Here is a 25,473-nt window from a genome sequence, read left to right as displayed (position 1 = left end):
CATGCAGACGTTCAATCAATGGAGCTGCGCCCTGGCGCTGGCCCTGTGCGTGAGTGGCAACGCGATGGCGGAAACCGACAATATCCTGCACCCGGGGCAAACTGTCAGCGCCAGCTTTGCCCAGGCGCAACAACCAATCTGGACCGTGCAGCTCAAGACCGGCGATCTGGTCCAGGGGCGGCTGCAGGGCGATGTCAGCCTGCGTTTGCTCGATGCCCAGGGCCAACCTGTGCGGCTGCTGATCGATGGCCGGGACCAGCCGCGCGAGTTCATCTTCATCGCCGATCGCGATGGCGCCTACGGCCTGCGTGCCGAGGCGCTGGCCACCCGGCCGCAAGCCACCTACGCGTTAAGCCTGAAGCCGGTGATTTCAGCCAGCGCGCAGAAGCGCACGGCTGCCCCGTTGCAGAGCCCGACCCTGCGGGCGTTGCAGCAACAGCTGGCCCAGGGGGCGAGCACCGAAACCTTCTGGAAGGATCGTCAGCAACAGGGCGCGCCGATGGTCGAAGCGGTGGAGGGCAAGCCTGGCTTGTCCTTGGTGACCTTCCTCTGGCGCGGTGCGCGGAACAACGTGCGGGTGTTCGGCGCGCCCTCGGGTAATCACGATGAGCTGCAACGTCTTGGCGACAGTGACGTGTGGTTTCGCAGCTATCTGCTGCCTGCGTCTGCACGCCTGAGCTACCAGATGGCCCCGGACGTCCCGGCGTCCGATGATCGTCGAATGATCCTCGCCAGCACCCAGCGTGATCCGCTCAACCCGAACCGCTTTGCTGATGGCAGCGGTGATCCGTTCCTGTCGCGCTCGCGCCTGGAACTGCCTGCAGCGCCCGCGCAGCCCTGGGTCGCCGAACGCCCGGGCATTGCCCGTGGCACCCTGGAGCGCAAGGTGCTGAGCAGCAAACTGCTGGGCAACGAGCGTGACGTGTACCTGTACCGGCCGGCGCAGTGGCAGGCTGGCGCGAAGGGGCAGGGCTTGCTGGTGCTGTTCGATGCCCATGCCTATACCCGCCAGGTGCCGACGCCGACGATTCTCGACAACCTGATCGCCGAGGGTCTGATCCCACCCACCGCGGCGTTGATCATCGCCAACCCCAGCGACCTCAGCCGCCAGCAGGAGTTGCCGCCCAACCCGCAGTTCGCCCGCTTCATGGCGGAAGAGCTGATGCCCTGGGCGCGCCAGCAAGGCCTGGCGGCGTCGGCAGCGCGCACCGTGGTCGCCGGTTCCAGCTACGGCGGCCTGGCTTCGGCCTATATGGGACTGAAGCACCCGGAACTGTTCGGCAATGTGTTGAGCATGTCCGGTTCCTACTGGTGGGGGCATGAGGGCGAGGAGCCGGGCTGGCTCACCCGCGAATACGTCAAGTCGCCTAAGCAACCGCTGCGCTTCTACCTGCAGTCGGGCCTGTTCGAAGGACCGAAAATCCTCGACACCAACCGCCATCTGCGTGATGTGCTGTTGGCCAAAGGCTATGCAGTGGAGCAGGTCGAGTACCCGGCCGGGCATGATTATTTGCAGTGGCGGGGCAGCCTGCCGTGTGGCTTGATCAGCTTGATCGGCAAGGCTGCGCAAGCGCCCGAGGCCTGTCAGCTCCGGTAATGGCTCGATCGCGGGGCAAGCCCGCTCCTACCCATCTGTAGGAGCGGGCTTGCCCCGCGATGCCGTTTCCATCCCCGGCACCGTTGCCCTGCGACTGCGGTTACGCCATAACCGATACGCCCTGATCCCCGAGCGCACCGAGCCAAACAGCAAGCCGTTCTCCATCTCCCGCGCGATCCCCGAGCGCACCAGCATGCGCAAGAAGCGCCCGCGCGCCCGGGCGATGCCGAAGTAGATGCCGCGGGCTTTCAAGGTATCGCGCACCTCGCGCAGGGCAGCGATGCCGCTGACATCGATCGAGCTGACCGCCTCGGCATCGAACAGCACCGCGCGCGGCTGCTCTTCGCGCTGCACCGCCTCAAGCAAACGCATCTTGAAGTAGTCGGCATTGAAGAACAGGATCGCATCGTCAAAGCGATACACCACCAGCCCCTGCACCGTGCGCGCATCCTGGTGGCGGCGGATGTCGACCTGGCCTTCGATGCCCGGTACCCAGCCGAGTACTGCATCGGTGGGCTGATAGATGCTGTAGAGCAGGCGCAGGATCGCCAGGGTCACGGCGATGATGATGCCCGGCAGCACGCCGACCCCGAGCACGCCGACGGTGGTCAGCACGCACAACCAGAACTCGAAGCGGCTGAGGCTGTAGATTTTCTTCAGCGACTGCACATCGATCAGGCCCCAGCCGGCCATCAGCAGCACCGCGCCGAGGGCGGCCTGGGGAATCCAGGCCATGGGCGTGGTGAAGGCGAGCAGGATCAGGGCGATGACCAGGGCGGCGATAATCCCCACCAGCTGGCTTTTACCACCGACCATGTCGTTGACCGCGGTGCGTGAGTCGGCACCGCTGATGGCAAAGCCCTGGGAAACCCCGGCGGCAATGTTGGTTACCCCGAGCGCCAGGAATTCATGGTTGGCGTTGATCGCATATCCATGGCGGGCAGCAAAGCTGCGGGCAGTGAGCATGGCGCTGCAAAAGCTCACGGTGGCGATACCCAGGGCATCGCGCAGCAGGCTTTTCATCTCTTCCAGATTGGTTTGCGGCCAGGCCAGTTCCGGCATGCCGGCCGGCACCGGGCCGAGAATCGCCACGCCGAAGCGGTCGAGGCCAAACAGCCCGACCACCAGGGTTGCCACTGCCACGGTCACCAGCGCCGCCGGCAGGCGCGGGTAGCGGCGCGGCAGCCAGATCAGCAAACCCAGCCCGGCGACGCCGATCACCAGGGTCAGCCAGTGGATTTCTTCCAGGCGCTGCAGCAGGTTGATCAGGCTGAGGATGAAGCCGTTGCCTTCGATCTGGAATCCCACCACCTTGCCCAGTTGCCCGGCCAGCAGGCTCAGGCCAATACCGTTGAGGTAGCCGATGAGAATGGGCCGCGAGAAAAAACTGGCAATAAACCCGGCCCGCGCCAGCCCGGCACCGATCAGCATCAAACCGACCAGGATGGTGACAATCACCGACAACTGCGCCAGCCGCGCCGGGTCGCCCATGGCCAACGGTGCAATGGCCCCGGCGACCATGGCGCAGGTGGCGGCATCCGGGCCGACCATCAACTGCCGCGAACTGCCGATCAGGGCATAGACCATCATCGGCAGGATGCACGCATACAAGCCGTACTGCGGCGGCAGCCCGACGATCTGCGCATAGGCAATGGCGATAGGAATCTGGATCGCCGCCACCGACAAACCGGCCTGCAGGTCATGGCGAAACCATTCGCGGCGGTATTGCAACAGATTGGCCAGGCCTGGCAGCCAGCGGGAGAGAAACATGCACGGATCCTTTCGAGTGTTTCGCGGTGGGCTATTAAAGCGCAGTGCGTAGTGCCTGGGCAGGGCGTCAAATCAAAAACACCGCTGTTAAGTCTGGTTCAAGCCGTGGAGAATGCCGGCCGATTACAGGGACATTGAATGGAAGCCGATGGAACGCACGATCAATAGCTGGAAAAAGCCCGCAATCCTGCTGAGCCTGGCCTGGTGCTGCACCGCCCAGGGCATGGGCGACATCTTTGGCGATGGCACTGGCAATGTTGATGGCATGCTGACCCTGGGGGCCACGGTGTACGTGCCCTTCATGCTCACCGGGGCAACAACCTTCGGGCCCACCATGGCCTCCGAGGGGACTTCCGGCAGCGATGGCAAGCGGGTGCTTGCACAAGCCCGTGACGATGCTGCGGCGTTCATTGCCAGTGACGGGGCTTACCGGGGTGTCTATCTGCAATCGGCGCTGAATTGGTTGCGCAGCGAGGGGCGTGGAGCAGGCGCAACGGACCGCGAGCTGGCCCAGGGAATACTGGTGCTGGCAGCAGTTGAGGCGAAGGGGATTTAGCGAAACAGCCACCAGGGCGGTGGCCAAGGCCTCAGCTGCGCTGAAACCTGAAAGAAACTGGAGCGGGTGAAGGGAATCGAACCCTCGTTATCAGCTTGGGAAGCTGGAGTAATGCCATTATACGACACCCGCTTTCAGGGCTGACTTTGTACCAGAACTTCGCCGCGATTTGAAGCTCTTTGTTGCTGCAGAGCCATCGGCCGGTGGCCGCTAGTGCAAGGTCGTGCATCTTCTTTCTGGCCTTTGGGGCCGTTGATGCAGGAGGCTGCGCTAGCGGTCACCGTGTCGCTCAGATAGCCAGTGCATGGTGCTCCTGGGTGTAGCTGTAACGGGGACGCGATTCTTTCAGCGCAGGCTTGAGGAAACCCAGCAGCACTTCACGGGTGTCGCGGCAGGCGGCCTTGTGTTCCATGTCGAGGAAATGGCCGGTGGCGCGGATCTCGCGAAAGTGGCTGTTGCGCACATGCTGACCGAACTGGCGGGCATCCTCGGTGGTGGTGTATTCGTCCCACTCGCCATTCATGAACAGCACCGGAATGTCGATCACCCGCGCCGCCCGCAGAGCGTTGCCCAGGTCGTGGTCGAGCACCTGGTTGATGTGAAAGTGCATCTGCGCGTATTCGTGGTTGTCCAGGCTGCTGACGTGCCGGTAGTTGAAGCGCTTGAACAGCGACGGCAGGTGCTTGCCGATAGTGTCATTGACCAGGTTGCCGACCCGGTAGCGATCGCAGGCGCTCAGGTACTGGCAACCGCGTTCGAGGTAGTCGCGCATCGGTTCGTTGATCACCGGCGAGAACGAACTGACCACGGCCTTTTCGATGCGCCGTGGCTTGTGCGCCAGGGCCAGCAGGGTGCAGGCGCCGCCCCAGGAGAAGGACATGACGTGATCGGCGCCAAAATGGTCGATCAGCTCCAGGAGGATCTGCCCTTCGGTTTCCTTGGTCAGCAGATGTTCGTTGCGGTTGTGTGGCTTGGACTTGCCGGCGTAGGGCTGGTCATAGAGCACCACGTTGAATTGCGGGTGCAGGTTGCGCACCGTCTGGGCAAAGGAGGCCGTAGTGGCCAGCGAGCCATTGATCAGGATGATCGTCTTCTCAGCGGCGTCTGCGCGATAGAACTCCGTGTAAACCCGATACTGACCTTGTATATCAAGCACAGCGATTTCTGGCCTCATGTCGTCGACTCCTGGCGCAAAAAGGGTGTTCGCACATGCAAGGATGCGCGTTCTTTATGACAGGTAGGCATACGCCTTGAAGTAGCTGAGGGCCCTGGTCGATCCGTTGGCACGCTGGTCGACCGGTATTGTTCTAGGAGGGCAATCTGCCGGACGCCGATGCTTCGAGGCACGGGTCGCCAGCAAAAAGGTGTCTTGGACTACGACTGTGACCGGTGAGTCACATGCAGACTGACGATTGGATTCAAGCAGGCACCTGGGCAACCCGCAAGTGCCTTTCGGGCAATTGGTGAAATTTTTCCGCCAGGCGGTCGCAGGCTCAGATCGCCTGGATTTCTTCCGGATAGAGCGCCCGGTACTGGCCCGGTTGCAGGTTCGGGTCCAGCTGCAATGGGCCCATGCGTTCGCGGTGCAGGCGCAGGACCTTGTTGTCGAAGTAGCCGAACATGCGCTTGACCTGGTGATAGCGCCCTTCAACGATGCTCAGGCGGGCGCTGCGCGGGCCCAGCAGGGTCAGTTCGGCGGGCTGGGTGGTGAGGTCTTCGAAGGCGAAGTAGAAGCCCTGCCGGAACTTGTCGATGTAGTGTTCGCCAATCTCCTGCTCGGTCTCGACGTAGTAGACCTTGGGCAGTTTGGTCTGCGGCTGGGTCAGGCGCCGCGACCACAGGCCGTCGTTGGTCAGCAACATCAGCCCGGTGGTGTTGAAGTCCAGGCGCCCGGCGATATGCAGGTCCTGGGTATCGGGCTGGTCGATCAGCTCGATCACTGTGGGGTGCTGCGGGTCCTGGGTGGCACTGACGCAACCCTGGGGCTTGTGCAGCATCAGGTAGCGCAGCGGGCGCCCGGCCTGCAGCAGTTGCTCGTCGACTTCGATGCGGCTGAACTCGCGCACCTCGACGCGCGGATCGCTGACGCACTGGCCATCCACGCGCACGCGCCGCTCGACCAGCAGCAGGCGGACTTGCTGACGGCTGAAGCAGGGCAGGTTGCTGAGGAATCGATCGAGACGCATACAAAGCCAGGCGCAGGGCGCGACAGTTTAACCTTCGGGCGAGGCCTTGGCTGCCTGCAATTGCGCCTCGACCTCGGCGCAGCGCGGGCACAGGCAGGCCTTGTCGCGCAGTTCGGGCGGCAGGGCCTCCAGGACCTTGGGGTCGATGCTCACGCCATAGCACCAGCAGGCCTGGGCGGCCGTGCGCGGGTCGGCCAGGCTGCAACGGTTGCTGGCGCCACAGGCGGGGCAAAGGCGGCTGTCATTCATGATCGAGGCTGTTCATGGTCGGATCGGGGCATCTCGGCGCAAACGCGGTTGCGTCCACTCTGTTTGGCCCGGTAAAGGGCGTGATCGGCACGGGCAATCAGGCTGTGCAGGGTGTCGTCGGCCTGCAGGTTGCTCAAGCCGATGCTGGCGGTCAGGTGGATCGGTTGCTCAGCATAGGTAAAAGCCAGTGCTTCGGTCTTGCTGCGAATCTTCTCGGCCACCGCCAGTGCACTGTGGCTGTCGGTGTCCTTGAGCAGCACGATGAATTCCTCACCACCCCAGCGGCAGATGATATCAGCATGACGCAGGCACTCTTCCAGCACCTGGGCGAACTGGCGCAGCACTTCGTCGCCGGCCAGGTGGCCGTGAGTGTCGTTGAGCGCCTTGAAGTGGTCGAGGTCGATCAGCAGGGCGATCAGCGGTTTGGGTTCGCGCTGGGCTTCTTGCAGGGCTTGCGCGGCCAGCAGGTCGAAACCGCGGCGGTTGGGCAGGCCGGTGAGGCTGTCGAGGGTGGCCAGGGCCTCGATGTTGTCCTGATGGCGCTTGACCATGGCATTGAGCAGCGACAGCACCACCAGGGTGATCATCGCGCAGATTGCCAGGTTCAGGTACAGCGACTGGCGAATGGCGTCCATGGCGCCGTCTTCGCGCTTGTCGACGAACAGGTACCAGTTCAGCTCCGGCACCAGGCGCACGTTGAGGAAATGGCTGTGGCCGTCGCTGCTGCGGTACTCGTGGCTGCCGCTGACCGGTTGGGGCATTTGCCCGAACCCGTCCAGTTCGACCAGCGACTGCCCGGTCCTGGCACCATGGGGCCCGCCGTTCGAGCCGGTCAGCACGATGAGCCCCTGCTGGTCGACGAAGAACACCTGGCGCTGGTAGCGCTGCTGATAGTCATCGATCAGGCGGATCACCGCTTCGACGGTCAGGCCGATACCGGCAACGCCGATGAACTTGCCGTCGTAATCGAACACCCGGTAGTTGATGAATACCGTGAGGCGGTCCTGATTGGCCATGTCGAGGTCGACGTTGATCTCGTAGGGCGTGTTCATTTTCAGCACCCGCTGGTACCAGGCATCCCGCGGTTCTTGTGGGTCGATCTTCTTCAGTACGCCTTTGGCCTGGTAGTAGACACCCGTGTTGCTGGAGACGAAGAACGCCGTGTAGGCCTGGTACTGGCGCATGATTTCGCCCAGGTAGCGGGTGACCTGAGCGGTGTCGCGCTCGCCGCCCAGGGCCCAGTCGCGCAGGAAGGTGTCGTGGGCCATCATCGACGAGATCAGGATCGGCCGCACGAGGTCCTTCTGGATTTCCGAATAGACCGTATCGGAGGTCAGCGGCAGCTCGGTGTTGATGATGCTGTCGCGGATCGAGCTGCGTGAGGCGAAGTAGCTGAGCAAGGAGGTCGACAGGAAGCCGCAGGCGAGCAACAGCAGTAATGTCAGGATCAGCGAGCGCTGCGAAAACAGGGCGGAACGAGGCGGCATGACATTCCCGGTCTGTGGGCCATTGGCCTTCATTCTAGTGGTCTGGCGGAAAAATAACTTTACGATTTTTAAGGGTATCGGCCTTGTTTCAATTTATTGCAGCAATGGCACCGGACCTGGTTTTGGCAGTCTTATTCAATGTCGATGAACGCTTGCCGATCGACGCCGACCAGCGCCGCTGGGATGGGCAGTTTCGCGGTCCAGGAGGCCGCCATGTATCGCCGACTTTTGCTGATTGTAGTGCTGGGTTTGCTGACAACCGCTTGTGTCCCCTACGGAGGTAACGGTTACTACCGCACTGAAATCTACACCGCCGACCGCTACGGTTATCCGGGTTACTATCGACCGTCCTACCCCTACAGCCGCGGCTATTACGTAGCGCCGCAACCGCGCTACTACGTGGCGCCACCCCCGCGTTATTACGCGCCGCCACCGCACTACTATCGTCCGGCGCCCCACGGCTACTACCGTGAAACGCCGCATAACTACTACAAGCCTTACCCGGGCCGCGGCCATGACCGCTATCGTCAGGGCTCGTCACGTCACGATCGCAACCGTGACGGCTGGCCGGATCGCAACTGGCGCCGCTGAGGCGCCATTCAGGCGAGGTCCGCCAAGGGGTGACGACCTTCCCAAGCCTTGCTGAAATGCGCCTGGACCACCGCCGTTGGCACCTGGGCAATGTCCGCCCAGTGCCAACGCGGTTTCTGGTCCTTGTCGATCAGCCGTGCGCGTACCCCTTCGCTGAACTCCGGATGCTGGCAACAATTGAGGCTCATGGTGTATTCCATCTGGAACACCTGCGCCAGTGACAGGTGGCGGGCGCGCTGGATCTGCTGCCAGACCAGATGAGCGGTCAGCGGGCTGCCTTCGAGCATGGTTTGTGCGGCCTTGGCCAGCAGTGGATCGGTGTGGTTGCGCAACTGGGCGATGGCGCGCCAGGCGCACACCGGGTCGGCGACATCGAGCAGGGCGTCGATCTGTTGGCGCCTGGGCAGCCACTGGGCTTCGGGGCGTTCAGCCTGGGCGCCATGCTGCTGGGCCTTGAGCAGGCTGTTGAGCTGCAGGGCGGTTTGCTCCTGCCAGTTCAACTGCAGCAGGTCATCGAGCAGTTCTTCCTGCTGGCTTTCACCGAGCAGACGGTCCGCCAGGCCCAGGTCGAGGGCATCGGTGGCATTGATCGGCGCGCCGGTCAGGCCGAGGAACAAGCCCAGCTTGCCGGGCAGGCGCGACAAAAACCAGCTGCCGCCGACATCCGGGTACAGGCCGATGCTGATTTCCGGCATGGCCAGGCGGCTGCTTGGGGTTACCACGCGCACATTGGCGCCCTGCAACAGGCCCATGCCGCCGCCCAGCACATGGCCATGGCCCCAGCAGATCAGCGGTTTGGGGTAGGTATGCAAGCGGTAGTCGAAGCGGTACTCGGCGGCAAAGAACTGCGCCGCCAGGGGCGGCACCCGGCCGGGATGGTCACGGCAGGCCTGGGCCAGGCTGCGCACCTCGCCACCGGCGCAAAAAGCCTTGGCGCCTTCGCCGCGCAGCAGCACGCAGACGATGTCCGGGTCATCGGCCCAGGCCTTGAGCTGTTCGTCGAGCACCTCGATCATCGGCAGCGACAAGGCATTGAGGGTTTGTGGCGCATTGAGTGTGGCGACGCCGATGCGCGCGCCGTCGACGCCGGTGAGTTCTTCGCACTGTACTGCAGCCATGGGCGACCTCTCGAGTGATCCGCACAAGTATGGCCGCTGCTGGCGATTTCGGCGGTCGCCGGTCGGATCGATTGACAAGCGCAGGCAGCTTTCCTAGTGTCGCGCCATTGTTTTACGGACCCGACCATGACTGACGACGACCGCATCAAACTTGAACCGAGCTGGAAAGAGGCCCTGCGCGCCGAGTTCGACCAGCCCTATATGCACCAGCTGCGCGAATTCCTGCGTGAGGAACACGCCGCCGGCAAAGAGATCTACCCGCCGGGCCCGCTGATTTTCAACGCCCTCAACTCCACCCCGCTGGACCAGGTCAAGGTGGTGATCCTCGGCCAGGACCCGTACCACGGCCCGGGCCAGGCCCATGGCCTGTGCTTCTCGGTGCAACCGGGGGTGGCGCCGCCGCCGTCGCTGGTGAACATCTACAAAGAGTTGCAGCGTGACCTGAACATCGAGATCCCCAAGCACGGCTGCCTGCAGTCCTGGGCCGAGCAGGGCGTGTTGCTGCTCAACACCACCATGACCGTCGAGCGGGCCAATGCCGCGTCCCACGCCAACCGGGGCTGGCAGTTCTTCACCGACCGCATCATCGAAGTGGTCAGCGAACACCAGCCCAACAGCGTGTTCCTGCTCTGGGGCGCCCATGCCCAGAGCAAGCAGAAGTTGATCGATGCCACCAAGCACCTGGTGCTCAAGTCGGTGCATCCATCGCCGCTGTCGGCTTACCGGGGCTTTCTCGGTTGCGGGCATTTCAGCCAGGCCAACCGCTTCCTCGAGCAGCGCGGGTTGAGCCCGATCGACTGGCGTTTGCCGCCGGTTTGAGGCTGGGTACCTAGCATTTTTGTCAGTTTCGGCCGATTTGAAATAGGCATCTAATACTTCCAGGTTTTCCACGGCAGTCAGCTACAGGCTGGCTGCCACGGTCCTCTTCGCTGGAAGGAACTGTCGCCATGGGCTCGGATGATTCTGGTACCGCTGATGATCCGGTAAAACCCCGGGAGCGTTACGCCGCACCGGTCGTTCCGGCCGCCATGGAACTGACGGACGATGACGTACTGGGGCATTTGGTGCGCAAGGAAGACCAGTTACGTCCACTGGAGATCAGGATCGAGGAGATCTGGGCGGACTACGATACTGCGCCTCCGGACTTTGACACCAAGGTCGAGTTTCTCTGGCGAGGGGATGTGGTTGAAACATTCACCTTCCCGCAACCGGTCATCCCGGCTGATGTTATTCCAGTGGTCTGCACGATGCCGTCGGACTACATGGCGGCACCGGGCCCTGCGCGGGTCGAATACCGCGTTACGGTAACGGTGAACCCGTCCCTTTCGCACGCAACGCACTTGTTTATCGACAAGCAGGCGCCAAATGGCGACGAGGAAGGTAGGCCCCTGCAATTTGATCAGGAAGTCCTGATCAGCGGCGTCACCGAGGATTACCTCAGCCGGCACGACTCAGTCGATGCCCGGGTCGAGCCTTGGCCAGATATCAGGGTGGGCGACCTGCTGATGTATTACTGGGAAAAGTTGCCCGCCATTGAAACGGATGAGCAATCCCTCGAACTGCCCTACGCTGGTGAGTTGCGCATTACCGATGTCAACGCTCCGATCATTGTGCAATACGATGCGATGCTGGTCCGTGAGAGCGGTTCAGGCCCACATGAAGCCTACTATCGCCTGGAAGATCGAACCGGTAACCGCGGGCCAAAGTCCGAGGTCCAGCGGCTTGAGGTGGTGCTGGATGAGTTGCCGGGAGCCTTGCCTGATCCTCGGGTGCCCAGGTTCGATGCTGATGGGCTGATCGACCTGGAAGACGCCCAGACAGGCGTCGAAGTTCATATTGACGCCATCACCGACGCACAGGCAGGCGATCAGGTTCAGGCCTACTGGCGTGGGCTGCCGCTTCGCTTGATAACCCTGTCAGACGATCAGCAATGGCCTTTGAGGGCCCCGGTCAGTTGGGCAATCCTCGCGGCAGGAGGCTTTGCTGCACCTTTTGTCGATCGGGTGCACTACACCTGGCGACGCGGCGGGGCTTTGCTCACTTCCGCGACCTTATGGGTAGACGTCGACCTGACGGTGGCCGGTCCGCCTCCCGGTCCGGATCCGGTCAACCCCTTGTTGCTACCGGCTGTAGTCAAGGGCATGACCGCCGACGATGTACTGACAGGCGCCGATGCCGGGCAGGACGCACGCGTCGAGATCCGTCTGTACGACAACCCGCAAGCCGGTCAGGTGCTGGAATTGTTCTGGGGGAGCCATCCGCAGGCGGTAGATCGCTACGAGGTGAAGGCTGAGGATGTCGGCGGGCAATTGATTGTGCTGAGCGTTCCTTGGACGATTATCCATGGGGTCGGCAATTCACCGGCACTCCCCATGCAGTACACCACCTTCAACGGGGTTAACCGGCAAAGGTCGCCCGTAACACCCGTGCGTGTCGAGGTGCGTGTCATCGAAGGCCTGGCGCCGGCCACTTTCCCAGACGCCGATCGAAACCAGTGGATCAATTGCAGCAACCAGCCGTGGCTGGGCGTGCGGGTAGAAATTCCCAAAGACCCACAGTTCCAGGTAGATGACAAAATTACCCTGCACTGGGAAGGCGACTACGGCCAGATAGGTAATAACCCTATTCCCGGGACCCAGGCAAGTTTCGAACATGTGCTGACGCGTGAGGATCTTGAGTCCGAGCAAGGTTACATCTTTACCGTGCTGCCCTACGACCCGTTGATCAAGTTGGCAGCACGGGAGGACGGGCGTGGCGGCGGGAATGTCCGTTACCGACTTGATAAGGCTGACGGAAGCGGTGCGGGCAACTCTGGATTAGCGCGCGCGCGACTCTCGGTCCTCGATCTGAGCACGGGTTTGTACTGTGATCCGGAAACTTGAACAGTGTCGTGCATGAGGTTTTGCTCAGCACGGTGAAGTGCTGAGCACCCGTACTTAGGGTGACGTTCTGCGTTGAACAATGTTTGGCTTTGTTACCACTTGGCTGTTGGACGGCAGGGTGGCGGCTGGGCCGACGGCGTGGTGCTGATGGTGTTCCAAATCTATTTATATTTCAGGAGATACCAAGATGACCAAGTTTGAAAAGACAACCGGTGTGCCGACTGTAAAAGCCAAGACGCGAGCGCCGCAGCCTAGACGTTTTCGGAATTTGTTTAATCCGCCGGAGCCGACCAACACAGAGCAAAATATTCCCGGGGGACAAATTAACTTACTGCGAACACCGAAGATCCCGGAAGGGCTCAAGGTGGAAATTCCGGCTTTTACTACAGTGGGGCCGCCCGGAACGATCGATACGGTAACCGTTTATATTAATGAAAGGCCAGTTCACAGCGTTGAGTTGCCGGTCCCTCACGTGATTACGTTCCCCATTCCCGTGACGCTACAGGACCCGGTGCTTGAGTCGCACGGTGAGAAAATTGTCTACTTTGACGTCGTCAACTCCATAAACCCCAATAATGGGGCTTCGCAAAATCTTACGGTAACAGTAGACAGGCTCGATCCGAATTTGGGTGCTTTCCCAGAGGCCATCATTCTTCCGGCGGATCTGCCGGATGCCACGGTGACGCCTGAGTATCTGGAAACGCACGACAATCAGTTAGTGTTGCAGATTCCAGGCTACCTTGACCCGCAAGTGGGTGACTATTGGGCGATCCTCTTTGGCGATGAGCAGTCCCAACCCAATAAGGGCGGGCTGGTCAGCGAAAGGCCCATCAATGTAGTGCTGACAACAGAAGAGTTGCTCCTTGCTGGGCCGGGTACCAAGCAGGTGACCTATTTACTGGAAGACCGGGCCGGCAACCCCAGTAAACTGGCATTCCGTCAGCCAGTAACCGTAATCCTCGAGCCGACGCCAATCGACTTGCTACTGCCAAGGGTGGATGCAGCGCCCATTGATATTGTCGAGGCACGTGAAGGCGTGTTGATCGAGGTGGATGAATATACCAATGCCCTGGCGGGCGATGAAGTACGTGTGTATTGGAATGATCTTCATGTGGATCAAGTCTCCCTGCCGCCAACGCCTAACTGGCCTTTGCCGTTTACCGCACCGTGGGCAATCGTCTCTAGCGGGGTCGAAGGTACCGCGCATACGGCCAAAGTGCGCTATGAAGTCATCCGCAGCAAAACCTACCCTTCTCCTGTCCTGGACGTGGAAGTTGACCTGGAGTTGATTGGGCCGCCTAACCCGGGCGAGCCCGATCCGGTCAACCCGGCGCTGGATGTTCCGCTCCTGACCTCGTCGACGGGTGAACTGAATCTTCTGCGCCCAGAGGATGCAGGCCAGCCTGCCGACGTCAGTTTTGCCCTTTATGATCCTGCGCAAACGGGGGAGGTTATTCGGCTTTACTATGGCCCGGAAAACCTGTTGGTGGCCACATACACAGTGCTGAGTACAGACAATCCCGGTGACTCGATCCCGTTGCAAATCAGCTGGGACGATATTGTCACGGTCGGCAATGGAACGGACATCCCGCTGTTCTATAAGATCTTTGCCAATGCGACCACTACCAACTTCCAGGCGTCGGGCAGTCAATTGGTGGATGTCAGTGCCATTCCATTGGCGGAGGTCAACGAGCCCGAGTTGAATTTGCTTGGTAACCAAGTGGGTATCAGTTGTTCCGATTCTCCATGGCGAGGTGTTAATGCCAGGATTCTTGATGCTCAAAATCTTCAAGTGGGCGACACCGTTACTTTGCACTGGCTGGGCCTGGAAGGTTTTACCGGTTCGGTGCCTGTCGAAGAAACGCGTTCATCTTTTCCACGGGATGTGCTCACTCAAAACGAAGTTGACACTGGGGTAAATCTCATGATTCCGTGGGCTCCCTGCATGGAGCCGCTGCGCAGCGGTTTTGTCGAGCTGTATTGGATTCAGGAACGTGGTGGCCAGGCAATTGGCCGTTCTCCAGTGAAGTCTTACTACTACTTTGGCGAACAGGGGACCGGGCTTTGCCCTGGAAGGCCATAAGCTGAGTGTTTGATAATGAATGAAGCCGAGCAATGCTCGGCTTCATTTTTTCTATATGGACGCGACACTGCCTGTTGATTGCGCCTACTTCTTATGAGGAATATTCCTACATAAGATTCTGTCAGAAGTTTCTATTCTGCGCTCCGAACAAACGGGGCTTGAACTAGTTGGCTCTGTTTAATCCGGAACTGAATAGTATCAATGCTGCGGAGTAGATTTTCATGACCAAGCCAAGCATCTTCAAACCCTCGGCGCTTTCTTGCGCCTTGCAGGCAGCCTTTGTCGCCCCCTTGGTGATGGTATCGGCTCAGGCCCTGGCTATCACCAAGGTTGTCGAAAGCAACCAGACTTTTACGGCTACCTCGGGGACGCCGTCCTACAACTATCGCGTAATGGAAAATGCCACCCTGAATGTCCAGGGTTCCCGTACCGAGCACATTCAAGTGCGCAAGGGCCAGTTGAACATCGACGGTGGCACGGTCACTGCCGGGGGCTCAAACAATGCTGTTGCCCTGGTCAGTGGTACCGCCCGCATCGCCAACGCTCGTATCGACAGCGCTCAAGGCAGCGGCCTGACGATTGGCCGATTACTGGATGGTTCGGCAACCGGTTCTGAGGTCCAGGTCCAGAGCAGCGAAATCACCGGTGGCCGATTCGGTGCAACGCTCAGCGCCTATAGCAGCCTGTCGCTCAAGGACTCGAGCCTGAGCGGCGCTACGGCTGATGGTCTGCTGATGATCGGCGGCCAGGCGCAGGCGTACAACAGCGTGATAGAAGGCGCCGAGAGCGGCGTGCGCTTGTCCCATGAATACTATGGCTCTGAAGCCAACGACCAGGCCCCGACGTTGCTCCTGGACAATAGCAAAGTGATCGGGGGGACTGGAGCGGCCCTGGTGGTGGACTCTGCAACCACCGCCCGTATCGACGTACTCAATGGTTCGAGCCTGGAAGGCGCCAACGGCAACTTGCTTGAGCTCAAGAACGCCGGCTCGGCGGATATGCAGGTCAGCCGCAGCACCCTGGCCGGTAACATCCTGGTCGGTGAAGGCAGCACTGCAAATCTGGACTTGAGCAACGCCAGCCTGGAAGGTGATGTGATCGTCGCCGCGGGCGGCGCGGCGCAACTGAGCCTGAACGATCAATCGCTGTTCAAGGGGCGCCTGGAAAACGTCGACGCATTGGCGCTCAATGGCGACAGCACCTGGGCGCTGATTGGCGACAGCCAGGTTGAGCAGTTGAGCCTGCAGGGCGGTCATGTGCAATTCGGCGAGCCAGGCCAGTTTTATCGCCTGGACCTGGGCGAGTTGTCTGGCAACGGTACCTTTCATATGTCGGCGGACTTCGCCACTGGCGAAGCTGACCTGCTCAATGTCAGCGGTCAGGCCGATGGTCAGCATACCCTCGCCATCAGTGCCAGTGGTCATGACCCGGCCGCCGTTGAGCGGATCACCGTGGTCACTACCGGTGGCGGCGATGCCGAGTTCAGCCTGTTGAACGGTCCTGTAGACCTGGGTGCGTTTTCCTACGGTCTGACCAAGGAAGGCAACGACTGGCACCTGGACACCGAGAAAAAGGTCATCAGCCCCGGTACCCGTTCGGTGCTGGCGCTGTTCAACACCGCCCCGACCATCTGGTACGGCGAGCTGTCGTCGCTGCGCACCCGCATGGGCGAGCTGCGCTACAACGAAGGTAAAAGCGGCGCCTGGGGCCGTGCCTATGGCAGCAAGTACAACGTTGCCGAGTCGTCTGGCACCGCCTACAAGCAGACCCAGCAAGGCTTCACCCTGGGTGCCGACGCGCAGTTGGGCGACAGCCAGTGGCTGGTCGGCGTACTGGCCGGTCATAGCAAGTCGGATCTGGACCTGAGCCGCGGTACCAGCGGTACGGTCGACAGCTACTACGCCGGTGCCTACACCACCTGGCTGGATCAGGACAGCGGTTACTACTTCGACGCCGTGGCCAAGGTCAACCGCTTCGACAACAAGTCCAAGGTAGCCATGAGCGACGGTAGCCAGGCCAAGGGCAACTACAAGACCAACGGTGTGGGTGCATCGGCTGAGTTTGGCCGTCACATCAAGCTCGATGACGGCTACTTCGTTGAACCCTTCGCCCAGGTGTCGGCGGTGAGCATCCAGGGCGCGTCCTATGACCTGGACAGCGGCCTGAAGGCAGAAGGTGACCGGACCACCTCGGTGCTTGGTAAGGCCGGTGCCACGGTGGGTCGCAACTTTGATCTGGGTGAGGGCCGCTTTGCCCAGCCATACCTGCGCGCTGCGGCGGTGCATGAGTTCGCCAAGAACAACCAGGTCAAGGTCAACGACAACGTGTTCAACAATGACCTGTCAGGCTCGCGTGCCGAGGTCGGTGCCGGTATCGCCGTGTCGCTGTCCGAGCGCCTGCAGCTGCATGCCGATATCGACTACAGCAACGGCGACAAGATCGAGAAGCCGTTCGGTGCCAACGTCGGCGTGCGCTTCACCTGGTAAGCGCGCAATGAAACAGAGGAAGCCCTGGCTTCCTCTTTTTTTGCTTCAGTCGCAGCGTTTGTCCCAATGCCTGAACAATGGCTCGGCCAGAAACAGCACGAACAGCAAGCGCATCACCTGCAGCGCCGTGACCAGTGGCACCGACAGTTGCAGGGTTTCGGCGGTCAGGCTCATTTCGGCGATGCCACCGGGCATCATGCCCAGGGTCAGCGAGCGCAGGTCGAGGTTGGTCATGACGCTGAGCACGCACGCGGCGAGGCCGGCGATCAGCATGGTCAAGGCCGTGGCAATCAAGGTGCGCCCGAGAAACGACGGCGCCCGGCGAAAGAACGCGCGGTTGAAGTGGCAGCCCAGGCCGCTGCCGATCAGCCATTGGCCGATCTGGCTGGCGCCATCGGGCAGGGCAACCTGCAGGTTGGCACTGACACTGGCCACCGCCGCCACCAGCAACGGCCCGAACAGCCAGGGATTGGGTTGCTTCAAGCGTTGCCAGCCCAGGGCCAGCAAAACGCCCAGCGGGCAGATCAGCAACAGCCAGCCCCAGTTGACGCTGCCGGTATGGGTCAGTGGCACGCCATTGCCGAGCAGGAACTTGAACAGCGCCGGCACGCACAGCACCACCGCCAGCACCCGCAAACTCTGCGCCGCCGCCACCTGGCTGAGCACCGCGCCGTTACGGGCGCCGAGGTTGACCATCTCCCCGGAACCGCCGGGCATGCTGGAAAAGAACGCCGTGGCGCGGTCTTCCCCGGTCCGCCTGAGCAACCACACCCCGACCACACTGGAAACACTGGTGATCAGCGCTCCGCAGAAAATCAAACCGAAGTTGCTCGCCACCTGCTCGACCACCGCCGGGGTGAAGTGCAGGCCGATACCGATGCCGATGATCCACTGCCCGCACTTGCGCCCGCCGGGGATCTCAGTCAGTTGCCAGGGCGTCAGGCAACGCACCAGGATGATCGCCAACAACGAACCGACCATCCACGGCAGCGGCCAGCCGACCCTGCTTGCGAGGTAACCGCCGGCCAGGCCGACCAGGCCGGTGGCCCAGTACAGTTTCAGTCGCCCATCAGACATCGGCCAGGGCACGGCGCTGGAGGCTGCGCTTGCGCCAGATGCGCAGCAGCGGCAGGAGCATCATGGCGATGGTCAGGGCCCAGACGCTGATGCTGATCGGGCTCGACCAGAGGATATCCAGAGCGCCGTTGGAGATCGACAGCGCGCGGCGCAGGTTCTGCTCCATCAGCCCGCCGAGGATGAACCCGAGGAGGATCGGCGACAGTGGGAAGTCCAGCTTGCGCAGGATGTAGCCGAAGATGCCGATGCCGATCATCAGGAACAGGTCGAAGGTGGTGGCATGCACCGCGTACACACCGATCGCGGTGATGATCGCGATCACCGGCACCAGCGCCCAGTTCGGCACGGCAAGGATGCGGGTGAAGATGCGGATCATCGGGATGTTGAGGATCACCAGCATGATGTTGGCGATGAACAACGAGGCGATCAGGCCCCAGACGATGTCCGGTTGCTGGGCGAACAGCATCGGGCCCGGCGTGATGTTGTACAGGGTCAGGGCGCCGATCATCACCGCCGTGGTGCCCGAGCCGGGTACGCCAAGGGTCAGCATCGGCACCAGGGCGCCGCAGCAGGAAGCACCGATGGCGGTTTCCGGCGCCGCCAGGCCGCGCTTGTCACCTTTGCCGAAAGTGCCGCTGGCACCGGCGATGCGTTTCTCGGTCATGTAGGCCACGGCACTGGCCAGGGTCGCGCCGGCGCCGGGTAGCACGCCCATGATGAAACCGAGCAGGCCGCAGCGAATGTTCACCACGAACACTGACGCCGCTTCCTTGAAGTTGAACAGCATGCGCCCGGTGGCCTTGACTGCTTCGTGGCCATGATGGGTTTTTTCCAGCAGCAGGAGGATCTCGCTGATGGAGAACAGGCCGAGCACCAGCACCACGAACTGAATGCCGTCGGCCAGGTGCACGCTGTCGCCGGTAAAACGGTAGACGCCGCTGTTGGCATCGATGCCGACACTGGAGAGGAACAGGCCGATCAGTGCAGCAATGAACGTCTTCAGTGGCCGGTCACCGGCCATGCCGCCGAGACAGACAATGGCAAACACCATCAGTACGAAGTATTCCGCCGGTCCGAAGGCGATCGCCCATTTCGCCAGCAGCGGCGCGAACAGCACCATGCCGCAGGTCGCGATAAAGGCGCCGATGAACGAGCTCCAGGCCGACAGCGACAGCGCCACCCCGGCCAAGCCCTGGCGGGCCATGGGGTAGCCGTCGAGGGTGGTCATGACCGTCGAGGCTTCACCGGGGATGTTGAGCAGGATCGAGCTGATCCGCCCGCCGTATTCGCAGCCCAGGTACACCGCCGCCAACAGGATCAGCGCCGACTCCGGCGGCAGGCCCAGGGCAAAGGCAATCGGGATCAACAGCGCTACGCCGTTGATCGGGCCCAGGCCCGGCAGCAGGCCGACTACGGTGCCGATCAGCGTGCCGGCAAGGGCGGTAACCAGGTTGTAAGGGCTCAGGGCGACGCCGAAGCCCTGGCCGAGATAGCCAAGCGTATCCATGTCAGTTCTCCAGAACGTCGAGCAGGCCGAGGGGCAGGGGCACATCCATCACGCGGTCGAACAGCCAGTACAGGGCGATGCTCATCAGGCCGATGATCACCACGCTGGGCAGCCAGCGCCCGCCATACAGGCGCGCCATCGGCACGCCGATGAGGATGCTGCTGACAATGAAGCCCAGCGGCTCGAAGGTGGCGGCGAAGACCAGTAGCAAGGCGACGCAGAGGCCGATCTTGTTCAGGGTTTCGCGGTCCAGTTGCGGTTCGTCGTCCTTGTGCACGATGGGCGTGGGGCGAAAGGCCAGGTACAGCAAGCCTGCGGCCATCAGGCCCAGCATCAGCAAGGGGTAGGCGCGAGGGCCGACCGGTTCGTAGGAAAAGGCTGCCTGGTAGGGCCAGGCCATTACGGCCAGGGCGGTGCACACCGCCAGCAAAAACAGGGCGAACAGGCGTTGCAGGATCATTGCGGAATCCTCTATTCGCGGGGCAAGTGGGAGCGGGCTTGCCCCGCGATGCGTTCGAAAGGGGAGAGGCTTACTGAATCAAGCCAAATTCCTTGGCCAGGGCCTTGTAGTCAGCCACCTGCTTCTTCACGTAGGTGTCCAGCTCGGCACCGGTCATGGCGAAGGGGAACAGCTCGCGCTGGTCGCGCAGCTTGGCGAACTCTTCCGAGGCCAACAGCTTGTCGAACGAGGCCTTCCACCAGTCGTACTCTTCATCGGTCACTTTTGGCCCGAGGTAGAAACCGCGCACCACCGGCCAGACGATGTCATAGCCTTGTTCCTTGGCCGTGGGGATGTTCTTCATTTCCGGCTCGTCCAGGCGGGTTTCGGCAAACACCGCGAGCAGGCGCATATCACCGCTCTGGATGTGCGGCATGGAGTCGGAGATGTCGGTACTGCCGACCTGGATATGCCCGCCGAGCAGTGCCGTGGCGATTTCGCCGCCGCCTTCCAGGGCGACGTAGCGCAGGTCGCGCGGGTTGATCCCGGCGGCCTTGGCGATCAGCGCGGTTTGCATCCAGTCCTGGCTGCCAACGGTACCGCCGGAGCCGATCACCACCTTGCTCGGATCTTTCTTCAATGCCGCGACCAGATCGTCGAGGGTCTTGTAGGGCGAATCGTTTTTCACCGCAATGGCACCGTAGCTGGTACCCACCGCCGCCAGCCAGCGCACGGCATTCTCGTCGAAACGGCCGAACTTGCCCTGGGCCAGGTTCAGCAGCGAGCCGCTGGACCAGGCTACCAGAGTGCCAGCATCGGCCGGGCGCTGGGCGACCACGGCGTTGTAGGCCACCGCGCCGACACCGCCAGGCATGTAGGTGACGCGCATCGGCTTGCTGAGGATCTTCTCGTTGACCAGGGCGCTTTGCACCAGCTTGCAGGTCAGGTCGAAGCCACCGCCGGGCGAGGCCGGGGCGATGCATTCGGGGCGTTTCGGTTCCGCGGCCAGGACGTTACCGGCAAGCAGCAGGCAACCGGTGGCGAGGGCAATACGGCGCAGTGAAAAAGTCATCGTCTATCTCCGTGAGCATTATTGTTGTCGGGGGATTACCACAGCGCAAGGCTGTAACTCACCAGCAGTCGCACTTCGTCGGCATCGCGGGCGAAGTTGGAACGGAAGGTGGCATTGCGCAGGCGCACGGCGACGTTTTTCAGGGCGCCACTTTGCACCACATACTTGAACTCGGTGTTGCGTTCCCACTCTTTGCCCTCACCGCCATCGGCCAGGCTGACATTATCGCCGCTGATGTAGCGGGTCATGAAAGTCAGGCCGGGGATGCCAAGCTTGGCGAAGTCATAGTCGTAACGGGCTTGCCAGGAACGCTCGTCGGCGCCGGCGAAGTCGTTGATCTGCACGAAGTTGACCAGGTACGGGTCGGCGCCATCGACATAGGGGAAGGCGGTGTCGCCGGACAGGTGCTGGTAGCCGGCGCTGAGCTTGTGGCCATTGAGGCCGTAGCTGAGCATGCCGTTGAGCGCGGTGTTGTCGATGTTGCCGCCGCGGGCCTGGCCCTGGTCGTCGCTGAAGGCCATGCGCAGGTCGGCGCCGAAGGTGCCCGGGCCCCAGGGCTGGGAGGCGATCATGCCGACGAAGTGCTGACGGTAGACGTCATCGAGCTGGGCCCAGTGGTAGCTGCCGGTGATCTTGTCAGTGAACTTGTAGTCCAGGCCGGCCATGTCGAAATGGTCGCCGGCGACGGTGCCGAGAAAGCGGCTGTTCTTGTTGTTGAGGGCGATATCCTCGTTGTTGGTACTGTCGCGGTCACGGGCTTTTTCCAGGCGCCCGCCGGTGAAGGTCAGGTTCTTGATTTCGCCCGAGGTCAGCAGGCCGCCCTCGAAGGTCTGCGGCAGGATGCGCCCGTCGTTGGGCTGCAAGGTCGGCAGTTCCGGGATCAGGGTACCGATCTTCAATTCGGTCTCGGAGAGTTTCACCTTGCCGGTCAGGCCGAGCTTGGAATACTCGTCGGCGGCGCGGCCATCGTCGTGGGTCGGCAGCAGGCCGGTGCCGGTGCGGTCGGGGCTGGAGTCGAGCTTGATACCGAGCATCCCCAGGGCATCGAGGCCAAAGCCTACGGTACCGTCGGTGTAGCCCGACTCGAAGTTGAGCATGAAGCCCTGGGCCCATTCGTCACGCTTGGATTGCTGGGCGCTGGTGCCGTCGCGAAAGTCGCGATTGAAGTACATGTTACGGGTTTCGAAGCTCGCCTTGCTGTCATCGAAGAAGGCGGCCTGGCTCAACGGGGCGACGCCGGCAAGGGCGAGGGCGCTGGCAACTGCGGTCTGGCGGGAGGGTAGACGTCGGGTAGGCGCGTACGCCTGCGGCTGCATGGACAGCATCGTGGAGTGACTCCGTTATTGTTCTTATTAGTTCGGACCTTGGGTCCGGTTTTACGGCAAGCAGAGTGAGCCGTGAGAGGATGCTAGGACGTGAACCTTTCGCTAACCTTTCAGCAGCTTTTGATTGCTGCGAAGGCTTCACAGGCGGGCTGTCGGCTGTACACTCCGCGCCATTGAACGCGACGCAAAGGGGAGAGATCGATGCGTGTGCTGCTCGTCGAAGACCATCTGCAACTGGCCGAAAGCGTGGCCCAGGCCCTGAAAAGCACCGGCCTGACCGTGGATGTACTGCATGATGGCGTGGCCGCCGACCTGGCCCTGGCCAGCGAGGAATATGCCGTGGCGGTGCTCGATGTCGGCCTGCCGCGCATGGACGGCTTCGAGGTGCTGGCGCGCCTGCGTGCCCGCGGCAAGACCGTGCCGGTGCTGATGCTGACCGCGCGCAGCGACGTCAAGGACCGGGTCCATGGCCTGAACCTGGGTGCCGACGATTACCTGGCCAAACCCTTTGAGCTGACCGAGCTGGAAGCGCGGGTCAAGGCCCTGCTGCGCCGCAGCGTCCTCGGTGGCGAACGCCAACAGCGCTGCGGGCCGCTGGTCTATGACCTCGATACCCGGCGCTTCAGCCTCGGCGAAGAACTGCTGACCCTGACCTCCCGCGAACAGGCCGTGCTCGAAGCCCTGATCGCCCGGCCCGGGCGGGTGATGAGCAAGGAGCAACTGGCCGCCCAGGTGTTCGGCCTGGACGAGGAAGCCAGCGCCGACGCCATCGAAATCTACGTGCACCGCCTGCGCAAGAAGCTCGACGGCCATGCCGTGGCCATCGTCACCTTCAGGGGGCTCGGCTACCTGCTCGAGCATAAAGATGCGTGACAGCGGCAGCCTGCGTGGGCGACTGCTGTGGAACCTGGCGATCCTGCTGGTAGTGCTGATGCTGGCCAGCGGCCTGAGCGCCTACTGGAACGGCCGTGAAGCCGCCGACACCGCCTACGACCGTACCTTGCTGGCCTCGGCGCGGACCATTGCCGCCGGCCTGTCGCAGCGTGACGGTACCCTCAGCGCCGATGTGCCTTATGTGGCTCTGGACACCTTTGCCTACGACAGCGCCGGACGTATCTACTACCAGGTCAACGACATTCACCAGCGCTTGATCTCCGGCTACGAAAACCTGCCAGCACCGCCACCCAATACCCCGCGCACTGACGATTACCCGGCCCTCGCACGCTTCTACAACGCCCGCTACCTTGGCCAGGACGTGCGCGTGGTCAGCCTGCTCAAGGCGGTCAGCGAGCCGAACATGAACGGCATGGCCGAAATTCGCGTGGCCGAGACCGAAGAAGCCCGGGTGCGCATGGCCCGCAGCCTGATGGCCGATACCTTGCTGCGTTTGGGCATGCTCGCCCTTGGCGCCCTGATGCTGGTGTGGTTTGCCGTCAGCGCCGCCCTGCGCCCGCTGGAGCGCTTGCGCAGTGCCGTCGAAGAACGTCAGCCGGATGACCTGCGGGCCTTGCCAGTGGTGCAGGTGCAGCGTGAGCTGAGCCCATTGGTACGCGCCCTGAATCACTTTACCGAACGCCTGCGCGGCCAGTTCGAGCGGCAGGCGCAGTTCATTGCCGAGGCCGCCCATGAACTGCGCACGCCCCTGGCGGCGCTCAAGGCGCGGGTCGAACTGGGGCTGCGCTCGAACGAGCCGCAGGTCTGGCGTGAAACCCTGGAGTCCGCCGCGCAAGGCACCGATCGCCTGACCCACCTGGCCAACCAGCTACTCTCGCTGGCGCGGGTCGAGAACGGCGCGCGGGCGATTGCCGAAGGTGGCGCGCAATTGCTCGACTTGAGCCAGTTGGCCCGTGAACTGGGCATGGCCATGGCGCCGCTGGCCCATGCTCGTGGCGTGGCCCTGGCGCTGGAGGCCGAGGTGCCGGTGTGGGTGCGCGGTGAGCCAACCCTGCTCAACGAACTGCTCAGCAACCTGGTGGACAACGCCCTGGCCCATACGCCCAAGGGCGGCAACGTGATCCTGCGGGTCAGCGAGCCGGGCGTTCTCGAAGTCGAGGACGATGGCCCCGGCATTCCTGAAAACGAGCGGGAAAAGGTCTTCGAGCGCTTCTACCGGCGCAGTGCGCAAGGCACGGGCCTGGGCCTGGCGATTGTCGGCGAGATCTGCCGGGCGCACCTGGCGCAGATCAGCCTGCATGATGGCGAGCGCGGCGGTTTGAAAGTGCGGGTCAGCTTCAGCACCGACTAGCGGAACATTGCCTTGGCATTGAGCAGGTCGCTGGCCTGCAGCTCGGTGCCGGTGGGCAGGCCGAGGTGGCGGTAGGCGGGCAGGGCGGCCAGCGGCCGTTCCTTGCTGTTGCTGCTGAGCACCTGGGCGATCTGCACGATATCGACGTAGTCGACCTTGTCGGTGCCGCGGTCCAGGTCCTGGATCAGTCCGGGCAGGTGCACCAGTTGCTCGGGAAACTCCCAGACACTGAGGATCTTGTCGCCCAGTGCCGGGTGAATCTGCTCGATCACATAGTTCAGGCTGACCGGGTCGGCAAGCAGCTCGTTGTGCTCTTCGGCATACAGCAGGATCGGCAGCACGCCAATCTGGTGGACCAGCCCGGCCAATGCTGCCTGGTCCGGCTTGAGCTGAGTGAAGCGCAAGCACAGTTCATAACTGATGCCGGCCACATCCAGGCTTTTCGCCCAGATTTCGCGCATTTTCTGTTCAACGACATCGGAGCGGGCGTGGAAGATCTGCTCGATCACCAGGCCGATCGCCAGGTTGCAGCTGTAGTTGATACCCAGGCGGGTGATGGCCGTGTGCAGGTCAGTGACCTCGGTGGCGGCGCGCAGCAGCGGGCTGTTGACCACCTTGATCAGGCGCGCTGACAGCGCCGCATCGCGGCCGATCACCTTGCTCAGGGTGCTGACGCTGATCTCGCTGTCTTCGGCGGCTTCGCGAATGCTCAAGGCCACTTCCGGCAGGGTCGGCAGCACCAGGTCATCGTTGTCGATGGCGCTCAGCAGGTGGGCCTGGATCATCTCGGCCATCTTGTTCAT

Annotated in this window: 21 protein-coding genes and 1 tRNA gene; 9 read left to right on the top strand and 13 right to left on the bottom strand. The window is 62.2% G+C overall.

The features are described 5' to 3' along the window. Window position 1: 1 nt before the first annotated feature. Window positions 2-1,597, top strand: a complete 1,596-nt coding sequence (gene fes / locus LOY45_RS21220; protein WP_233673912.1) for an enterochelin esterase — start codon at window positions 2-4, stop codon at window positions 1,595-1,597. A gap of 27 nt (window positions 1,598-1,624) precedes the next feature. Here the strand turns inward: fes and LOY45_RS21215 are convergent, their stop codons facing one another. Beyond that, window positions 1,625-3,367 carry a SulP family inorganic anion transporter gene (locus LOY45_RS21215; RefSeq protein ID WP_115085545.1) on the bottom strand — a complete coding sequence of 581 codons (1,743 nt, stop codon included), beginning with the start codon at window positions 3,365-3,367 and terminating at the stop codon, window positions 1,625-1,627. A 148-nt stretch (window positions 3,368-3,515) separates the two neighbouring features. Between LOY45_RS21215 and LOY45_RS21210 the strand changes: the two genes are divergently transcribed. Next, complete coding sequence (locus LOY45_RS21210; RefSeq protein WP_233673913.1) at window positions 3,516-3,923, top strand: DUF2388 domain-containing protein; 408 nt, start codon at window positions 3,516-3,518, stop codon at window positions 3,921-3,923. A 58-nt stretch (window positions 3,924-3,981) separates the two neighbouring features. Here the strand turns inward: LOY45_RS21210 and LOY45_RS21205 are convergent. The 5 genes from LOY45_RS21205 to LOY45_RS21185 form a co-directional block, all read right to left on the bottom strand. Beyond that, window positions 3,982-4,055: transfer RNA gene (locus LOY45_RS21205), tRNA-Gly, on the bottom strand. A 157-nt stretch (window positions 4,056-4,212) separates the two neighbouring features. Next, window positions 4,213-5,097, bottom strand: a complete 885-nt coding sequence (locus LOY45_RS21200; protein ID WP_115085546.1) for an alpha/beta fold hydrolase — start codon at window positions 5,095-5,097, stop codon at window positions 4,213-4,215. 319 nt (window positions 5,098-5,416) lie between these two features. Then, window positions 5,417-6,109: a pseudouridine synthase gene (locus LOY45_RS21195; protein ID WP_115085547.1), complete on the bottom strand. Its 693-nt coding sequence runs from the start codon at window positions 6,107-6,109 to the stop codon at window positions 5,417-5,419. Between the two features lie 27 nt (window positions 6,110-6,136). Next, complete coding sequence (locus LOY45_RS21190) at window positions 6,137-6,358, bottom strand: cysteine-rich CWC family protein (RefSeq protein ID WP_115085548.1); 222 nt, start codon at window positions 6,356-6,358, stop codon at window positions 6,137-6,139. Continuing rightward, on the bottom strand, window positions 6,355-7,845 hold the full coding sequence (locus LOY45_RS21185) for a sensor domain-containing diguanylate cyclase (RefSeq protein ID WP_115085702.1): 1,491 nt from the start codon (window positions 7,843-7,845) through the stop codon (window positions 6,355-6,357). The genes LOY45_RS21190 and LOY45_RS21185 overlap by 4 nt, the downstream gene beginning before the upstream one ends. 213 nt (window positions 7,846-8,058) lie before the next feature. Between LOY45_RS21185 and LOY45_RS21180 the strand changes: the two genes are divergently transcribed. Then, on the top strand, window positions 8,059-8,436 hold the full coding sequence (locus LOY45_RS21180; protein WP_115085549.1) for a hypothetical protein: 378 nt from the start codon (window positions 8,059-8,061) through the stop codon (window positions 8,434-8,436). An 8-nt stretch (window positions 8,437-8,444) separates the two neighbouring features. Here LOY45_RS21180 and LOY45_RS21175 read toward each other — a convergent pair whose 3' ends face one another. Further along, window positions 8,445-9,554: an enoyl-CoA hydratase/isomerase family protein gene (locus LOY45_RS21175; protein ID WP_134061510.1), complete on the bottom strand. Its 1,110-nt coding sequence runs from the start codon at window positions 9,552-9,554 to the stop codon at window positions 8,445-8,447. Window positions 9,555-9,680: 126 nt separating this feature from the next. Here LOY45_RS21175 and ung point away from each other — a divergent pair, with 126 nt between their 5' ends. The 4 genes from ung (at window position 9,681) to LOY45_RS21155 (ending at window position 17,005) form a co-directional block, all read left to right on the top strand. Further along, complete coding sequence (gene ung, locus LOY45_RS21170; RefSeq protein ID WP_115085551.1) at window positions 9,681-10,373, top strand: uracil-DNA glycosylase; 693 nt, start codon at window positions 9,681-9,683, stop codon at window positions 10,371-10,373. Window positions 10,374-10,501: 128 nt separating this feature from the next. Continuing rightward, window positions 10,502-12,436, top strand: a complete 1,935-nt coding sequence (locus tag LOY45_RS21165; RefSeq protein WP_115085552.1) for a hypothetical protein — start codon at window positions 10,502-10,504, stop codon at window positions 12,434-12,436. A 187-nt stretch (window positions 12,437-12,623) separates the two neighbouring features. Then, the gene (locus LOY45_RS21160) at window positions 12,624-14,519 is read left to right on the top strand and encodes a hypothetical protein (RefSeq protein WP_258578316.1); all 1,896 of its coding nucleotides are present in this window, start codon (window positions 12,624-12,626) and stop codon (window positions 14,517-14,519) included. Window positions 14,520-14,740: 221 nt separating this feature from the next. Then, on the top strand, window positions 14,741-17,005 hold the full coding sequence (locus LOY45_RS21155) for an autotransporter outer membrane beta-barrel domain-containing protein (protein ID WP_115085554.1): 2,265 nt from the start codon (window positions 14,741-14,743) through the stop codon (window positions 17,003-17,005). A gap of 45 nt (window positions 17,006-17,050) precedes the next feature. On the opposite strand, the gene LOY45_RS21150 is transcribed toward LOY45_RS21155, so the two are convergent. The 5 genes from LOY45_RS21150 to LOY45_RS21130 form a co-directional block, all read right to left on the bottom strand. Next, window positions 17,051-18,082, bottom strand: a complete 1,032-nt coding sequence (locus LOY45_RS21150) for an AbrB family transcriptional regulator (protein WP_134061514.1) — start codon at window positions 18,080-18,082, stop codon at window positions 17,051-17,053. Beyond that, on the bottom strand, window positions 18,075-19,589 hold the full coding sequence (locus tag LOY45_RS21145; protein WP_115085556.1) for a tripartite tricarboxylate transporter permease: 1,515 nt from the start codon (window positions 19,587-19,589) through the stop codon (window positions 18,075-18,077). Before LOY45_RS21145 ends, LOY45_RS21150 begins: the two co-directional genes overlap by 8 nt. A gap of 1 nt (window position 19,590) precedes the next feature. Further along, window positions 19,591-20,049 carry a tripartite tricarboxylate transporter TctB family protein gene (locus LOY45_RS21140; protein ID WP_115085557.1) on the bottom strand — a complete coding sequence of 153 codons (459 nt, stop codon included), beginning with the start codon at window positions 20,047-20,049 and terminating at the stop codon, window positions 19,591-19,593. Between the two features lie 70 nt (window positions 20,050-20,119). Beyond that, window positions 20,120-21,100, bottom strand: coding sequence for a Bug family tripartite tricarboxylate transporter substrate binding protein (locus tag LOY45_RS21135; protein WP_115085558.1), 981 nt, complete (start codon window positions 21,098-21,100; stop codon window positions 20,120-20,122). A gap of 35 nt (window positions 21,101-21,135) precedes the next feature. Next, on the bottom strand, window positions 21,136-22,425 hold the full coding sequence (locus LOY45_RS21130) for an OprD family porin (RefSeq protein WP_258578315.1): 1,290 nt from the start codon (window positions 22,423-22,425) through the stop codon (window positions 21,136-21,138). 201 nt (window positions 22,426-22,626) lie between these two features. On the opposite strand from LOY45_RS21130, the gene LOY45_RS21125 reads away from it, so the two are divergent. Next, window positions 22,627-23,298 (top strand): response regulator, encoded by a 672-nt coding sequence (locus tag LOY45_RS21125; protein WP_115085560.1) that lies wholly within the window; start codon window positions 22,627-22,629, stop codon window positions 23,296-23,298. Beyond that, window positions 23,291-24,670, top strand: a complete 1,380-nt coding sequence (locus LOY45_RS21120) for a sensor histidine kinase (RefSeq protein ID WP_134061515.1) — start codon at window positions 23,291-23,293, stop codon at window positions 24,668-24,670. The genes LOY45_RS21125 and LOY45_RS21120 overlap by 8 nt, the downstream gene beginning before the upstream one ends. Here LOY45_RS21120 and LOY45_RS21115 read toward each other — a convergent pair. After that, window positions 24,667-25,473, bottom strand: a complete 807-nt coding sequence (locus LOY45_RS21115; RefSeq protein ID WP_258578314.1) for an HDOD domain-containing protein — start codon at window positions 25,471-25,473, stop codon at window positions 24,667-24,669. The two genes, LOY45_RS21120 and LOY45_RS21115, sit on opposite strands and share 4 nt — an antisense overlap.

It is taken from the genome of Pseudomonas wadenswilerensis, from assembly GCF_024749185.1.
GTDB classification, from domain to species: Bacteria; Pseudomonadota; Gammaproteobacteria; order Pseudomonadales; family Pseudomonadaceae; genus Aquipseudomonas; species Aquipseudomonas wadenswilerensis.
The sequence above is the reverse complement of the archived record's forward strand: the minus strand, read 5'-3'. Positions and strand labels throughout refer to the sequence as shown.

What these genes read in the sequence shown, in the direction of transcription:
- fes (WP_233673912.1), top strand. Translation starts at nt 2, where the DNA reads ATGCAGACGTTCAATCAATGGAGCTGCGCCCTGGCGCTGGCCCTGTGC.
- LOY45_RS21215 (WP_115085545.1), bottom strand. Translation starts at nt 3,367, where the DNA reads ATGTTTCTCTCCCGCTGGCTGCCAGGCCTGGCCAATCTGTTGCAATAC.
- LOY45_RS21210 (WP_233673913.1), top strand. Translation starts at nt 3,516, where the DNA reads ATGGAACGCACGATCAATAGCTGGAAAAAGCCCGCAATCCTGCTGAGC.
- LOY45_RS21200 (WP_115085546.1), bottom strand. Translation starts at nt 5,097, where the DNA reads ATGAGGCCAGAAATCGCTGTGCTTGATATACAAGGTCAGTATCGGGTT.
- LOY45_RS21195 (WP_115085547.1), bottom strand. Translation starts at nt 6,109, where the DNA reads ATGCGTCTCGATCGATTCCTCAGCAACCTGCCCTGCTTCAGCCGTCAG.
- LOY45_RS21190 (WP_115085548.1), bottom strand. Translation starts at nt 6,358, where the DNA reads ATGAATGACAGCCGCCTTTGCCCCGCCTGTGGCGCCAGCAACCGTTGC.
- LOY45_RS21185 (WP_115085702.1), bottom strand. Translation starts at nt 7,845, where the DNA reads ATGCCGCCTCGTTCCGCCCTGTTTTCGCAGCGCTCGCTGATCCTGACA.
- LOY45_RS21180 (WP_115085549.1), top strand. Translation starts at nt 8,059, where the DNA reads ATGTATCGCCGACTTTTGCTGATTGTAGTGCTGGGTTTGCTGACAACC.
- LOY45_RS21175 (WP_134061510.1), bottom strand. Translation starts at nt 9,554, where the DNA reads ATGGCTGCAGTACAGTGCGAAGAACTCACCGGCGTCGACGGCGCGCGC.
- ung (WP_115085551.1), top strand. Translation starts at nt 9,681, where the DNA reads ATGACTGACGACGACCGCATCAAACTTGAACCGAGCTGGAAAGAGGCC.
- LOY45_RS21165 (WP_115085552.1), top strand. Translation starts at nt 10,502, where the DNA reads ATGGGCTCGGATGATTCTGGTACCGCTGATGATCCGGTAAAACCCCGG.
- LOY45_RS21160 (WP_258578316.1), top strand. Translation starts at nt 12,624, where the DNA reads ATGACCAAGTTTGAAAAGACAACCGGTGTGCCGACTGTAAAAGCCAAG.
- LOY45_RS21155 (WP_115085554.1), top strand. Translation starts at nt 14,741, where the DNA reads ATGACCAAGCCAAGCATCTTCAAACCCTCGGCGCTTTCTTGCGCCTTG.
- LOY45_RS21150 (WP_134061514.1), bottom strand. Translation starts at nt 18,082, where the DNA reads ATGTCTGATGGGCGACTGAAACTGTACTGGGCCACCGGCCTGGTCGGC.
- LOY45_RS21145 (WP_115085556.1), bottom strand. Translation starts at nt 19,589, where the DNA reads ATGGATACGCTTGGCTATCTCGGCCAGGGCTTCGGCGTCGCCCTGAGC.
- LOY45_RS21140 (WP_115085557.1), bottom strand. Translation starts at nt 20,049, where the DNA reads ATGATCCTGCAACGCCTGTTCGCCCTGTTTTTGCTGGCGGTGTGCACC.
- LOY45_RS21135 (WP_115085558.1), bottom strand. Translation starts at nt 21,100, where the DNA reads ATGACTTTTTCACTGCGCCGTATTGCCCTCGCCACCGGTTGCCTGCTG.
- LOY45_RS21130 (WP_258578315.1), bottom strand. Translation starts at nt 22,425, where the DNA reads ATGCTGTCCATGCAGCCGCAGGCGTACGCGCCTACCCGACGTCTACCC.
- LOY45_RS21125 (WP_115085560.1), top strand. Translation starts at nt 22,627, where the DNA reads ATGCGTGTGCTGCTCGTCGAAGACCATCTGCAACTGGCCGAAAGCGTG.
- LOY45_RS21120 (WP_134061515.1), top strand. Translation starts at nt 23,291, where the DNA reads ATGCGTGACAGCGGCAGCCTGCGTGGGCGACTGCTGTGGAACCTGGCG.
- LOY45_RS21115 (WP_258578314.1), bottom strand. Translation starts at nt 25,473, where the DNA reads ATGAACAAGATGGCCGAGATGATCCAGGCCCACCTGCTGAGCGCCATC.